This is a genomic window from Bacillus sp. FJAT-27001, from assembly GCF_019039175.1.
Classification (GTDB): Bacteria; Bacillota; Bacilli; order Bacillales; family Bacillaceae; genus Bacillus; species Bacillus velezensis.
In genome coordinates, this window is the sequence record NZ_JAHOAA010000001.1 from 108,322 (window position 1) to 124,489 (window position 16,168).

General features: G+C 48.0%; 1 protein-coding gene. It reads left to right on the forward strand.

Features of this window, described 5'->3' with window-relative positions; translation table 11 throughout:
- Positions 1-18 precede the first annotated feature (18 nt).
- Entirely contained in the window at positions 19-16,143 is a 16,125-nt protein-coding gene (locus BGM27_RS00295) for a non-ribosomal peptide synthetase (RefSeq protein WP_020954026.1), read from the forward strand.
- Positions 16,144-16,168 lie beyond the last annotated feature (25 nt).

Here is a 16,168-nt window from a genome sequence, read left to right on the forward strand (position 1 = left end):
ATAAAATGAGGTGCTCCAATGTCGGTATTTAAAACTCAAGAAACGTACTGGGAAAACCTGTTTGATGAAGAAGACGGTCTAAGCGCATTCCCTTACTTTAAAGCAGCGGATAAAGCGTCGTTGGTCCGTACCGGCTACCAGGAAAAATGCATCTGCCGTTCCTTATCTCCGGAAGTATCTCAAAGAATCATGACAATGGCGAATCATTCCGATATGGCGGCCTATCTGATTTTATTGGCGGGTATTGAGTGCTTGTTATATAAATATACGGATCGAACGAGCCTGATTCTTGGCATTCCAACGGTATCGAAGCAAAAAGCCGGCCAGTCAGCCGTTAACAACATTGTCCTCTTAAAAAATACACTTTCAAACGAGAGCACATTTAAAACCGTATTCGGGCAGCTGAAAGAAGCCGTTAATGATTCTCTGAAAAATCAAAACCTGCCGTTCAGAAAAATGGCCCGGCATCTGAGCGTGCAATACAATGACGAGCATATGCCTTTGATTCATACCGTCGTTTCGCTTAACGAAATTCATTCCTTGCAATGTAAAGAAGATACTGCAACCGATACGCTGTTTCACTTTGATTTGGAGAACAACGGGATTCATTTGAAGCTTTTTTATAACGGCAATCTGTACGATGAGCGCTATATCAATCAAATTGTATCCCATTTGGATCAGCTGCTGTCTGTGATCCTGTTTCAGCCTCAAGCCGCGATCCATACGGCAGAGATCTTACCGGAAGCGCAAAAACAGAAGCTATTGTTTGATTTTAACGACACCGTCAGAGATTTCTCCGGGAGCAGAACAGTCTATCAATTATTTGAAGAGCAGGCAGAAAGAACGCCTGAGAATGCGGCCGTCAAATTTAAAAACGACCATTTGACGTACAGGGAACTGAATGAGAAGGCGAGCCGTTTGGCAAGAACATTGCGTAATTGCGGGGTTCAACCCGATACGTTAGTCGCCATTCTCGCTGATCGTTCATTAGAGATGATCGTATCCATTATAGCTGTTTGGAAGGCAGGGGGCGCTTATGTGCCCCTGGATCCTGAATATCCAAAAGAGCGGCTTCAATATTTGCTTCATGATGCGGATGCAGACGTTCTCCTTGTTCAGCATCATTTAAAAAACAGCCTCGCCTTTGACGGCCCGGTGATTGATTTGAATGATGAAGCATCATACCATGCCGATTGCTCATTGTTATCACCAGTAGCGGGACACAGCCATTTAGCCTATGTCATTTATACGTCGGGTACAACAGGAAAGCCGAAAGGGGTCATGGTTGAACACGGCGGCATTGTGAACTCGCTTCAGTGGAAGAAGGCGTTTTTCAAGCATTCTCCGGCGGATCGCGTGCTTGTCTTGTACCCGTATGTTTTTGATGCGTTCATTTTAAATTTCTTCGGCCCGCTCATCTCAGGAGCAACTTTGCACCTTCTGCCTAATGAAGAGAATAAAGAAACTTTCGCCATTCAAAATGCCATAAAACAAGAGAGAATTACCCATTTTTCAACTTCCCCCCGTCTTCTGAAAACGATGATTGAACAGATGAACAGAGAGGATTTCATCCATGTTCAGCATGTTGTTGTAGGCGGTGAGCAGCTGGAAACAGATACAGTTGAGAAGCTGCATTCTCTGCAGCCTCGCATTCGGATCAATAATGAATACGGACCGACAGAAAACAGCGTGGTATCTACATTTCACCCTGTTCAGTCCGCTGATGAACAGATCACAATCGGCAGCCCGGTGGCCAACCATCAAGCTTATATTTTAGGAGCGCACCATCAAATCCAGCCGATCGGCATACCGGGAGAGCTGTATGTCGGAGGAGCGGGAGTGGCCCGCGGCTACCTCAATCGGCCTGAATTGACGGAGGAAAAATTTGTGGAGCATCTGCATGTCCCTGGTCAAAAGATGTATAAAACGGGGGATCTCGCCAGATGGCTGCCGGATGGAAGAATCGAATATTTAGGGCGGATTGATCATCAAGTGAAAATTCGCGGCTACCGGATTGAGATCGGCGAGGTAGAGGCAGCCATGTTCAATCTGGAAAACGTTCGTGAAGCCGCAGTCGTCGCGCGGGAAGACGCAGACGGGGCCAAACAATTGTATGCCTATTATGTCGGCGAGCCTTCTTTGACCGCTGCGCAGTTCAGAGAAGAATTATCCCGGGAACTGCCGAATTATATGATTCCCTCCCGCTTTATCCCTTTGGAACGCATTCCGCTCACTTCCAATGGGAAGATTGATCTGAAAGCTTTGCCTGCTGCTGACGAAAATACGCGGGCGGAAAACGAATACATAGCCCCGCGGAACACAATAGAAGAACTGCTGGCGTCTATCTGGCAAGAAGTATTAGGGGCAGAACGTATAGGAATTTTGGATAATTTCTTTGATTTTGGCGGAGATTCGATTAAATCAATTCAGGTGTCATCCAGATTGTATCAAGCCGGATACAAGGTTGATATGAAGCATTTGTTTAAACACCCCTCGATTGCTGAACTTAGTCAGTTTGTAGCACCGGTCAGCAGGGTGGCTGATCAAGGAGAAGTGAATGGCGGAACCAAGCTGACCCCGATACAGCATTGGTTTTTTGAGCAAAAAATGCCGCATGCACACCATTACAATCAGGCCGTCATGTTATATTCGGCGGAAGGCTTTAAAGAGGGCCCGCTTCGCCGGACGATGGAACGGATCGCGTCGCATCACGATGCCTTGAGGATGATTTTTGAAAAAACGCCGGACGGATACGCTCCGCGAATTACAGGAACAGATGAAAGTGAACTATTCCATCTGGAAGTGATGAATTATAAAGGGGAAACCGATCCGGCTCAAGCGATTGCCGATAAAGCGAATGAGATTCAAAGCAGCATGGTATTAGACAAAGGGCCATTGGTGAAGCTCGGTTTGTTCCAATGTCCGGACGGAGATCATTTGCTGATTGCAATTCATCATTTGCTGATTGACGGTGTATCCTGGCGTATTTTGCTCGAAGATTTTGCAAGCGGTTATGAGCAGGCAGAACGCAGACAAACGATCCAGCTCCCGCAAAAAACAGACTCGTTTCCATTCTGGGCCGGTCAATTGTCCAAATATGCGGCGGAAACCGATATGGAAGAGGAGATTGCGTATTGGACTGAGCTTTCAAGTATAAAGCCTCAGCCATTGCCTAAGGACACTATCAGCGAAGGGTCGTTATTAAGAGACAGCGAAGAAGTGACGATTCAATGGACAAAAGAGGAAACGGAGCAATTATTAAAACAAGCGAACCGCGCCTACAACACGGATATCAACGATCTGCTGCTGACTTCGTTAGGGCTGGCTGTTCACAAGTGGACAGGCACGGAAGACATTGTCGTGAATTTGGAAGGCCACGGGAGAGAACCGATTATTCCGGATGCTGACATTTCCCGCACGATAGGATGGTTCACAAGCCAGTACCCTGTCGTCCTGAGGATGGAAGCCGGAAAAAACCTGTCGCAGCGGATCAAGATCGTAAAAGAAGGGCTGCGCCGTATCCCTGACAAAGGAATGAATTACAGCATCATCAAATATATATCCGGGCACTCGGAAGCCGACAGCCTGCAGCTGAATCCGGAGATATCGTTTAATTATTTGGGACAATTTGACCAAGACCTGAAGCATCAGGCTTTGCGCATCTCGCCTTTTTCCACAGGGTTGTCAATGAACGAAAACCAAGAGAGAACGGCCGTGCTTGATTTGAACGGAATGATTGCCGAAGGGACATTATCACTGACACTGAGCTACAGCAGCAAACAATACGAAAGATCTACTATGGCTCAATTTGCCCGGGGGTTGAAAGAAAGTCTGCAAGAAGTCATTGCGCATTGCGTAAGCCGGCAGCAGACTTCTCTCACACCAAGTGACATCCTGTTAAAAGACATCTCAATCGACGAACTGGAACAGCTTTTGGAGCAGACGCGTGAATTAGGCGAAGCGGAAAATATTTATCCATTAACGCCGATGCAGAAGGGCATGCTGTTTCACAGCTTATTTGATCCGAATTCTGGTGCTTATTTTCAGCAAACGATGTTTGATCTGCATGGAGATCTGGAAATTGATTCATTTTCAAAAAGCTTGGACGGCTTATCGCAAAAATATGATATTTTCCGCACGAATTTTTACAGAGGCTGGAAGGATCAGCCGCTCCAAATCATATTCAAAACGAAAAAAATCGGTTTTCAATTCAATGACTTACGAGAGATGAAGGAATCACAAAAAGAAGCGATGATTCAGCAGTATGCCAGAGAAGATAAGATGCGGGGGTTCGACTTAGAAAAAGGCGCGTTAATGCGGTTATTCATCCTTCGTACGGATGAAAAAACATACCGTTTTATCTGGAGTTTCCACCATATTTTGATGGACGGCTGGTGTCTGCCGCTGATTACAAAAGAAATTTTCGAGAATTACTTTGCTTTGCTTCAGCAAAAGCAGCCTGAACAATCGTCAATTACTCCGTACAGTCAATATATTGAATGGCTCGGCCGGCAAGATGCGAAAGAGGCCACGGCTTATTGGGATCAGTACTTGGAGGGATATGAGGAGCAAACCGGCCTTCCTAAGGATCACCATGCAGCGGAGGACGGACGATACGTTCCTGAAAAAGTGACGTGTGACATAAGCTCTGATCTCACTTCGAAAATGAAGCGGACGGCAGGCAAGCATCATGTCACGCTGAACACGCTGCTGCAGACGGTATGGGCGGTTTTGCTGCAGAAATATAACCGCAGCCGGGACGTTGTGTTTGGAAGTGTTGTATCCGGAAGACCCGCTGGAATTCCAAACGTGGAAACCATGATCGGCTTATTCATTAACACCATTCCCGTCCGGTTCCGGTGTGAAGCCGGGACAACGTTTGCTGAGCTTATGAAAGAGGCGCAGGAAAGGGCTGTAGCGTCTCAACAATTTGAGACACACCCGCTGTACGATATTCAAGCGCGTACAACGCAAAAGCAAGATTTAATTACACATTTAATGATATTCGAAAATTATCCGGTTGATCAGTATATGGAAAGTATAGGCCGCCAAAACGGAACATCCATCACGATTTCCAACGTACAAATGGAAGAACAGACCAACTACGATTTTAATTTGACCGTTATACCGGGCGACGAGATGAACATCTCTTTTGAATACAATGCAAATGTGTATGATCGGGCAAGCATAGAGCGGGTTCGGGAACATTTCATGCAAATCCTGCATCAAGTCGTGACAGATGCGGATATCCGGGTGGATCAAGCGGAATTGTTAACGGAAGGCGAAAGAAGAACTCTTCTGCAGACGCTTAACGACACGGCCGCGCCGTTTCCGCAGACGCCGGTTCATCAATTATTTGAAGAGCAATCGGAGCGTACGCCCGATCAAGCAGCCGTCATTGATAAGGACAGGCAGCTCACGTACGGAGAGCTCAATAAGCGGGCCAACCGCCTGGCGCGAACGTTAAGAGCGAAAGGAGTGCAGACGGATCAGCCTGTAGCCATCATCACAAGAAACAGCATCGAATCGGTGGTCGGAATCCTTGCCGTTTTAAAATCAGGCGGAGCCTATGTCCCTATAGATCCGGAATATCCGCAAGACCGCATCCGGTATATGCTGGATGACTCCCAAGCCGGAATCGTTTTAATGCAGCGGGACGTCAGGAAACAGCTTGCCTATGAAGGCGTCACGGTTTTACTTGATGATGAAAGTTCTTATCACCAAGATGGCTCTGACCTTGCTCCGATAAGTGATGTGAGCCATTTGGCATATGTCATTTATACGTCAGGTTCCACAGGCCGGCCAAAAGGCGTACTAATCGAGCACGGAGGCTTGACCAATTATATTTGGTGGGCGAAAGAAGTTTATGTAAAAGGCGAGAAAGCCAACTTCCCATTGTATTCGTCAATTTCTTTTGATCTGACGGTGACTTCTATTTTCACGCCGCTTGTCACAGGCAATGCAATCATCGTCTATGACGGAGAGGATAAAACAGCTCTGCTTGAATCAATTGTGCGGGACCCGAGGGTGGATATCATTAAATTGACCCCGGCCCATTTGCAGGTCTTGAAAGAAATGAACATTGCCGATCAAACGGCTGTCCGAAGAATGATTGTGGGCGGGGAAAACTTAAGCACCCGGTTAGCCCGCAGCATTCATGAACAGTTCGATGGCCGGATTGAAATATGCAATGAGTACGGACCGACGGAAACCGTTGTCGGCTGCATGATTTACCGTTATGATGCCGCAAAGGACAGGCGGGAATCAGTACCGATCGGAACCGCTGCGGCAAATACGAGCATTTACGTTCTTGATGAGAATATGAAACCCGCGCCGATCGGTGTCCCGGGAGAGATCTATATCAGCGGCGCCGGTGTGGCAAGAGGATATTTGAACCGTCCCGAATTAACGGCAGAGAAATTTGTCGATGACCCGTTTGAACCCGGAGCGAAGATGTATAAGACCGGAGATTTGGCGAAGTGGCTGGCGGACGGAAACATTGAATATGCGGGCAGAATAGATGAACAAGTGAAAATCAGAGGCTATCGTATCGAATTAGGCGAGATCGAGGCGGCACTGCTTCAAGAAGAAGTGATTAAGGAAGCTGTCGTTACAGCCAGAGAGGACGTCCACGGGTTTAAACAATTGTGTGCATATTACGTGAGCGGCGGGCAAACAACGGCAGCCCGGCTCCGGAAACAATTGTCTCAAACCCTTGCAAGTTATATGGTTCCGGCTTATTTTATCGAGCTTGATGAAATGCCTTTAACTTCTAACGGAAAAATAAACAAAAAAGGGCTGCCGGCTCCGGATTTCGAACTGCAGGACAGAGCAGAGTATAAAGCTCCCCGAACAAAAGCTGAAGAAATATTAGTTTCTGCCTGGGAATCGGTATTAGGCGCTGAAAACGTCAGTATTCTTGATAATTTCTTCGATCTTGGCGGAGATTCCATTAAATCCATTCAAGTATCCTCCAGATTAAATCAGCAAGGATACAAAATGGAAATCAAAGACTTGTTTCAATATGCAACAATTGCAGAATTGAGTCCGCATATCAAGCAGAATCTGCGTATAGCCGATCAAGGTGAGGTCAAAGGAAAAGTCAGCCTGACTCCTATTCAGCATTGGTTTTTCGAACAAACAACAACAGATCAGCATTATTACAATCAAGCCGTCATGCTGCATGCGCCGGAAGGTTTTCAGGAAACGCAGCTTCGTCAAACCCTGCAAAAGCTTGCTGAACATCACGATGCGCTCCGCATGACGTTCCGGACTACGGAAAATGGCTGTGAGGCACAGAATGAAGAAATCGCCCAAAGCGGACTGTACCGCTTAGAAGTCCTGAATCTGAAAGAAGATCCCGATCCGGGACGGACAATTGAAGCCAAAGCTGATGAGATACAAAGCAGTATGCATTTAAGTGATGGGCCGTTAATGAAAGCCGGGTTGTTTCAATGCGCAGATGGAGATCATTTGCTCATTGCCATCCATCATTTGATTATAGACGGGATTTCATGGCGCATTTTACTAGAAGATATCGTTAGCGGCTACAAGCAAGCCGAGAACGGGCGAGTGATTCAACTGCCGCAAAAAACAGACTCTTTCCAATTATGGGCTAAGAGACTGTCAGAATATGCGCAAAGTGAAACCATAAAACAAGAACAGGAATATTGGACAAAAATCGAACAAACCGAAGTCAAACCGCTGCCTAAAGATTTTCATGAAACCCATACAACTGCAAAAGACAGCGAAACAGCAACTGTGGAATGGACGAAAGAGGAAACGGAGCTCTTATTAAAACAAGCGAATCGCGCTTATCACACGGAAATAAACGATTTGCTTTTAACTTCTCTGGGTCTTTCCATATCGCATTGGTCAGGACTGGAACAAATTCCGATTCATTTAGAGGGACACGGCCGAGAACAGATTATACAAGATATAGATATCTCCCGCACGGTCGGGTGGTTTACAAGTCTGTATCCGGTTGTGCTGCACGCGCAGCCGGGCAAAGAAATCTCTGATTATATCAAGACGACCAAAGAAGGATTGCGCCAAATTCCGTATAAAGGGATCGGATATGGAATAGCAAGGTACTTAAGCGGCGGAATGCCATCGAAACTCAATCCTGAGATCAGCTTTAACTACCTGGGACAGTTTGACCAAGATTTACAGCAGCATGGGGTTCAGTTATCTTCTTATTCTTGCGGTTCAGACTCAAGCGGAAATCAAGAAAGACCGTATGTATTGAATATAAACGGAATGATCACCGAGGGCCGGCTGAAGCTTACGATCAGCTACAGCAGCAAACAGTACGCAAAAGAAACGATCATGCGGTTATCGGAAACGATTCAAAGCCGCCTGCGGACAATCATTACGCATTGCGTTCATAAAGAACAATCGGAACTGACGCCAAGCGATATTTTGTTAAAAGGCATATCCATTGACGAATTGGATCAGCTCCTCATTCAACTGCCGCATGCAGGTGAGGTTGAAAACGTGTATCCGCTCACTCCGATGCAGAAAGGAATGCTCTTCCACAGCCTGCTGGACGAGGCCTCAAGTTCTTATTTTGAACAAGCATCGTTCGATTTGCAGGGAGAGTTAAAGATTGATTGGTTTAAAGCAAGCCTTGAACGATTATTTGAAACATACGCCGTGCTCAGAACCCGTTTTTACAGCGGCTGGAACGATACTCCTTTACAAATTGTCTATAAAACGCAAACACCGCAAATTCATTTTGCAGATTTGCGTGATATAGAGGAGCACCTGAGAGAGGATGCAATCGCAGCCTATCAAAGAGAAGACAAGGCAAAAGGATTTGACTTGGCTCGGGATCCGCTGATGCGCATAGCGATTTTCCGTATGGAAGACCGCAAATATCATTTGATTTGGAGCTTCCATCATATTGTGATGGATGGCTGGTGCCTGTCTCTTATCACGAAGGAAGTGTTTGATCATTATAGCGCCTTACAGGAAGGCAGGGAACCAGAACCGCCATCGGCAGCTCCTTACAGCGACTATATCGAGTGGCTTGACCGCCAAGATCAGGGAGCGGCAAAGCGGTACTGGAGCGGGTATCTTGAAGGATATAAAGGTGAAACCACGCTTCTTCATAAAATAGCGCAGCATGAACAAAAAGAATACGCTTATGCCAATGTGATCTGCCGATTTGATCACGAACAGACAAAACAATTACAGCAGATCGCAAATCAGCATCAGGTTACGTTAAATACGTTGATCCAAACGTTATGGGGGATTTTGTTACAGAAATACAGCGGGTCCGCAGACGTTGTCTTCGGCAGTGTCGTGTCGGGAAGGCCGGCGGAAATTCCTGATGTGGAACAGATGATCGGTCTGTTCATCAATACGATTCCGGTTCGCATCCGCTGCGATGAGGACAGCACTTTTGCTGATACGATGCAAATGGTTCAACAAAACGCGCTGGCTTCCCAATCGTACGATACCTATCCTTTATACGAAATTCAGGCCCAAACGGAACAAAAGCAAAACTTAATTGATCATATCATGATCTTTGAAAATTATCCGATAGGGCAGCAAGTTGAAGAGGGCCATGATGCTGCGGATTTAAATATCGTGAATTTCCATATAGAAGAACACACCCATTACGATTTTAATGTAGTTGTCATCCCTGGCGAACAACTCACTGTTCATTTTAGTTTTAACCGAAATGAATATGAACAATCAGAGGCAGAGCGGATTCGCGGACATTTTGAACAGCTTATGCAGCAAGTATTGCAGCTGCCGTCTGTCAAAGTAGAAGAAATGGAACTTCTGACGCAGCAAGAAAAAGAACAGCTGCACAGCCGTTTTCAGTCTAACGAAATGCATTACCCACGTGAACAAACGATTCATCAGCTGTTCGAGGAACAAGCACTCCGGACGCCGGACCATGAGGCGGTTATATTCGAGGAGCAGCGTATGACATACCTTGAGTTAAATGAACGGGCCAATCAACTAGCACGCACTTTACGAGCTGAAGGCCTACAGGCCGACCAGCTTGTTGCGATCATGGCTGAGCGTTCTCTAGAAATGATGGTCGGGATTTATGCAATCCTGAAAGCGGGAGGCGCTTATGTGCCAATCGACCCGGATTACCCGGAGGAACGCATCCGCTACATCCTTGAAGATTCAGGAGCGACCCTGCTGCTGTCACAGCGTCACGTGAAAGAACGGGTTGCTTTTGCAGGAACGGTCATCGATCTCGATGATACTTCCGTTTACGATGATGACGTTTCTAACTTGGATCCGCTGTCCGGTGCGGGCGATAGGGCATATGTAATCTACACGTCCGGATCGACCGGCAAGCCCAAGGGGGTTATGGTTGAACATCGTCCGGTTATAAACCGGCTGATGTGGATGCAAAAGGCTTATCCGATCGGCAGCGGCGATACGATTTTACAAAAGACAGCGATCACCTTCGACGTCTCGGTATGGGAGCTGTTCTGGTGGGCTTTGACCGGTGCGAAGGTGTGCCTGCTTCCGCTCGGCGGAGAGAAAGACCCTGAAGTGATTTGGAACACAATAGAAGAGCAAAGTATCACGACAATGCATTTCGTCCCGGCGATGCTGCACGCCTTCCTGAAGTTTGCGGAAACACAGACGGCGAGCGGACAGACAAGCAAGCTGCGTACGTTGCGGCAAGTGTTTGCAAGCGGCGAGGCATTAATGCCGGCACATACGGCAAGATTTCATCGCCTTATTACGCCTGTGAACGGCGCCCAACTGATCAACCTGTACGGCCCGACGGAAGCAACAGTCGATGTGTCGTACTTCAACTGCGAAGCGAACCAAGCGTATGCATCGGTACCGATCGGCAAGCCGATCTCGAATATACAGCTGTATATGATGGCACCGGGATCAATGCGTCTACAGCCAGTCGGAGTACCGGGAGAGCTTTGTATCGCAGGCGACGGACTGGCGAGGGGGTACCTGAACCGTCCTGAGCTGACTGCGGAGAAGTTCGCGGATCATCCGTTCGAACCCGGCAAACGGATGTACCGGACGGGCGATCTGGCGAGATGGCTGCCGGACGGTAACATCGAATATTTGGGCCGGATCGATCATCAAGTGAAAATTCGAGGATACAGGATCGAACTCGGCGAGGTGGAAGCTCAGCTCTTAAAGATAGAGGCGGTACAGGAAGCAGTAGTCACCGCTCTTGAAGACGGAGACGGAGAAAAGCAGCTATGCGCATACTTTTCAGCGAACACCGAGCTGATGGTGAGCGAGCTGCGAATAGCGCTGTCGCAGGAATTGCCGGGGTATATGATCCCGTCGTACTTTATCCAACTGGAGCGTTTGCCGTTAACGGCAAACGGAAAAATCGACCGCAAAGCATTGCCAGCACCAGAAGGAGGCGTGCAAACAGGAATCGAATACGTTGCTCCCCGTACAGCGGCGGAAGCGCAGCTGGCGCATATCTGGCAAGAGGTGCTTGGACTTCCGCGTATCGGCGTGAAAGACAATTTCTTCGACATCGGCGGTCACTCGCTGCGGGCAACGACGCTGACGGCGAAGCTGCACAAAGAGATGGGGGTCAGCCTGCCGCTGCGGGAAGTGTTCCGATCGCCAACAATTGAAGAAATGGCAGAAACGATTACCGGAATGAAACACACAGCATATACATCTATCCCGACCGTTGAAGCAAAAGAATACTATGCCGTCTCCTCGGCGCAGAAACGGCTGTACATTTTGAATCAGCTGAAAGGCGGAGAGCTGAGCTACAACATGCCGAGTGTCATGAGAGCCGATGGAGCTCTGGATCGGGAACTTGTCGAGAAAGCGATCCGCAAGCTGATTCAGCGCCATGAAACGCTGCGTACCGGCTTTGAACTGATAGATGGAGAACCGGTGCAGCGGATCTATGACGACGTCCAATTTGCAGTGGAATTCACTCAAGCGAAAGAAGAACAGGCGGAAGCCCTCGTTCATGGGTTTGTGCGGGCATTTGACTTGGAGAAAGCGCCGCTGCTGCGGGTAGGACTGATCGAGCTTGCAAAAGACCGCCATTTGCTGCTGTTTGACATGCATCATATCATTTCCGATGGCGTATCTATCAAGAATTTGATTGAAGAGTTCGTTTCATTATATGAAGGAAAAGAATTGCCGCCATTGCGGGTTCAGTATAAAGATTATGCGGCGTGGCAGCTGTCGGATATGCAAAGCGAACGGATGAAGAAACAGGAAGCGTACTGGCTGGATGTGTTCAGCGGAGAGGTTCCGGTGCTGGATATGCCAACCGACTACGGAAGACCGGCTGCGCGGAGCTTTGAAGGAGGACAAATCGAGTTTGTCATCGGACCGGAGTTGACGGAACAGCTGAAAGGCTTGGCGCTGAAGAGCGAAAGCACGCTGTACATGGTCCTGCTGGCTGCTTATACGACCATGCTTGCCAAATACAGCGGGCAAGAAGACATCGTAGTAGGCAGCCCGATTGCCGGAAGAACCCATTCGGATTTGGAAAGCTTAATCGGCATGTTCGTGGGCACACTGGCGATACGAACGAATCCGGTCGGGGAAAAAACATTCCGGGAATACGTGCAGGAAGTCAAAGAGCATACATTAAAAGCGTATGAAAACCAAGAGTATCCATTCGACGAACTGGTGGACAAGCTGAATGTGTCCCGGGATTTCAGCCGCCATCCGCTGTTTGACACGATGTTCATATGGCAAAACACAGAACAGGGAGAATTGAGCCTCGATGATGTGCGTTTTACCCCTTATCCGGACAACCATGCGATGGCGAAGTTCGACCTGACGTTCCAAGCGGCAGAGAATGAAGACGGAATTACAGGTATGATCAGTTACGCGGCAGCGCTGTACAAGCAGGAAACTGCGGAACGCATGGCAAAGCACTTTATCCAATTGATCGAGGCGATTGCGAATAATCCGCAGGCGCCGCTTTCATCGCTGGAGATGATCACCGCGAAGGAGAAAGAGCAGATTGTGGAGAGATGGGGCCAACCGGCGATAGACTGCCCAAGGGACAAAACAATTCACCAATTGTTCGAGGAGCAGGCGGAGCGCACGCCGGAACATACGGCCGCAGTTTACGAGAAAAGCCGATTCACATACCGTGAGCTGAATGAGCGGGCCAACCGCCTGGCGCGGATTTTAAGAAGCGAAGGCGTGCAGCCTGACCAGCCTGTGGGTATTCTGGCAGAACGTTCTCTGGAAATGATCGTGGGGATTATGGCGATCCTGAAAGCCGGGGGCGCGTATGTGCCGATGGATCCGGACAGCCCGCAGGAACGCCTCTGCTATATTCTGGAGGATTCAGGAGCAAAGGTTCTGCTGGCACAGCCCCATTTACAAGATCGTGTATCCTTTGCCGGAGAGATTTTACTGCTGAATGACGAACGAATGAACAGCGGGGATGGCTCGAATCTGGTGACGGCAGCCGGACCGGATCACTTGGCGTATGTGATTTACACATCAGGCACAACCGGCAAGCCAAAAGGCACGCTGATTGAGCATCGCCAGGTCCTTCATTTGATGGAGGGGCTCCGCGGACAAGTGTACGGTGCTTATGATTCGGGATTGCGTGTGTCTTTGTTGGCACCGTACTATTTCGATGCATCGGTCAAGCAAATTTTCGCGGCACTGTTAGGGGGACATGCACTGTATATCGTCCCTAAAGCATCAGTATCAGACGGTTATGCCTTGTCAAACTATTATCGCACCCACCGTATTGACGTAACAGACGGAACACCGTCACATTTGCAATTGCTTATCGCTGCAGACAGCCTTCATGGGGTAACGATCCGGCACATGCTTATTGGAGGAGAGGCGCTCCCGCAGGCGACGGTGGCGCAATTGCTTGAATTGTTCGCTTCGAACGGGTCATCAATGCCGCTCATAACCAATGTATACGGTCCGACGGAAACCTGCGTGGATGCATCAGTCTTTCACATCGTACCGGAGACATTGGCATCCGCTGACGACGGCGGTTACGTGCCGATCGGCAAACCGCTGGGCAACAACCGTGTGTATATTGTTGATTCCCATGATCGGATGCTGCCTATAGGTGTAAAAGGTGAGCTGTGCATCGCCGGAGACGGAGTAGGACGGGGGTATCTGAACTTGCCTGAATTAACGGGCGAAAAGTTTGTGGCCGATCCGTTTGTAATCGGAGAGCGGATGTATAAAACAGGCGACCTTGCCCGTTACCTGCCGGATGGAAACATTGAATATGCCGGAAGAAAGGATCACCAGGTCAAAATTCGCGGTTACCGGATCGAACTTGGCGAGGTGGAAGCCGCTCTTCTCAACATCGAGCATGTACAAGAAGCGGTGATCCTGGTCAGAGAAAATGCAGAGGGGCAAAGCGATTTGTATGCCTATTTTACAGGGGAGAAGTCACTGCCGATCAATCAGCTTAAAGAAAAACTCTCCGATCAAATACCAGGCTACATGGTTCCTTCATACTTGATGCAACTGGAGCAAATGCCGTTAACCTCCAATGGAAAAGTGAATCGCAGCGCGTTACCGCTGCCTGAAGCAGGCTTGCAGACCGGGATTGACTATGTTGCTCCAAGGACAAGACCGGAAGAGCAGCTGGTTCACATCTGGAAAGAAGTATTGAAGGTAGAACAAGTCGGCGTCAAAGATAACTTTTTCGATCTAGGCGGGCATTCGTTACGGGGGATGACGCTCGTTACCAAGATCCATAAGCAATTCGACAAAAGCATTTCATTGAGAGAAGTGTTTCAATACCCGACGATTGAAGAAATGGCGAGGGTCATTGCAGGCGCGGAAACCAGCGGACCGGATGAAATCCCTATTGCAGAAGCCAAAGATGTTTATCCTGTTTCATCTGTACAAAAGATGGTTTACCTGTCTACACAAATTGAAGGCGGAGAACTAAGTTACAACATGCCGGGGATTTTGACATTGGAAGGCAGGATCGACATGAATCGTTTACAATCTGCGTTCCAAAGTCTGATCCAGCGCCATGAATCGCTACAAACCGGATTTGAAATGATCCGCGGAGAGCTGGTGCAGGTGATCAAGCCGCAGGCGGATTTCTCTATAGAAAGGTACAAAGCAGCTGATGGAGAGGTCGAGGAGCTGTTCCGCAATTTCGTGCGGCCTTTCAATCTCAGCCAGGCTCCATTGCTTCGGGCCGGACTCATCGAATTAGAACAGGACAGACATGTTTTCATGTTTGACATGCATCATATCGTTTCAGACGGCGCTTCTATGAATATTTTTGTTGAAGAACTGATTCAATTGTATGACGGCAAAGAATTAACCCCGCTCCGGATTCAATACAAAGATTACACTGTATGGCAGCAGCAGGCGGAGCAGAGGGAACGCATCAAGAGGCAGGAGAACTATTGGCTGAACGTATTTCATGAGGAACTCCCGCCATTTGAGCTGCCGAAAGATTTTGCCAGACCGCGAATTCGAAGCTTTGAAGGAAAGCGATACAATTTCGCTCTCGATGAGACCGTGGTCCAGGGTATAAAACAGATGGAAGAATTGACCGGATCGACCGCTTACATGATCTTGCTGTCAGCCTATAACATACTGCTGGCCAAATACAGCGGTCAGGAAGATATCGTCGTCGGTACGCCTATTGCGGGAAGAATGCATGAAGATTTACAGCATATTATCGGGATGTTTGTGAATACGCTGGCCATCCGTACGGCCCCGGCTGGAGAAAAAACCTTTATGGACTATGTAACGGAAACAAAAGAAACGATGCTGAAAGCTTATGAAAATCAAGAATATCCTTTTGAAGAATTAGTTGAGAAACTGGGAGTGAAACGGGACTTAAGCCGTAATCCGTTATTCGATACGATGTTTGTTCTGCAAAATACGGAACAAACGGATATCGAATTGGACTCTCTCGCGGTCAGACCATATGAACAAACAAATACGGCGGCCAAATTTGATTTGCAGCTGACCTTCGTGATGAATCCGCACGAGATTCAAGGAAGCTTTGAGTACTGCACGAAGCTGTTTAAACAGAAAACCATTGCTACGCTGAGCAAAGATTATGCCATGATTCTGTCGGCGATCATAAAAGACCCATCGATTCCTTTAAAAGAAATTCAATTAAGTGAGAAAGTAAATAAAAGTGAACACTTTGCAAACGAAATCGAATTGAATTTCTAAAAACGGCCGGTATCGGCTGTCCCCG

Excerpts from the sequence above, each read along its gene's own strand:
- BGM27_RS00295 (WP_020954026.1), top strand. The coding sequence starts at position 19 with ATGTCGGTATTTAAAACTCAAGAAACGTACTGGGAAAACCTGTTTGAT.